The organism is Klebsiella sp. TF21-TM (assembly GCF_019753495.1).
Lineage (GTDB): Bacteria > Pseudomonadota > Gammaproteobacteria > Enterobacterales > Enterobacteriaceae > Klebsiella > Klebsiella quasipneumoniae.
On the sequence record NZ_JAIJYL010000142.1, the window covers coordinates 1 to 283 of the forward strand.

Below are 283 nucleotides of genomic sequence, written 5' to 3' on the forward strand. Positions count from 1 at the left end.
TCACTTCTGAGTTCGGCATGGGGTCAGGTGGGACCACCGCGCTAGTGCCGCCAGGCAAATTCTTTGTGCTCAGTACGCAATTCTTTATCGCATCAGCTGCGTTGCCTGCGCTCGCAAAGTCAGTCACATACTTCAGTATGCTCCTTCCTTTCCTTCGCTTGTCGCCTTGCTGCTGCGCAAATTATTGCGTACTCAACTCTGAATCTAAGCTGAAAATCTTCTCTCAATCCGCCAAAACATCTTCGGCGTTGTAAGGTTAAGCCTCACGGTTCATTAGTACCGG

Annotated in this window: 1 protein-coding gene; it reads left to right on the plus strand. The window is 50.2% G+C overall.

Going from position 1 to position 283, the window contains the following annotated elements:
* A partial coding sequence (locus K5R89_RS27270; protein ID WP_221853886.1) for a hypothetical protein occupies window positions 1–254 on the plus strand: 254 nt, incomplete at its 5' end.
* Between the last annotated feature and the right edge of the window lie 29 nt (window positions 255–283).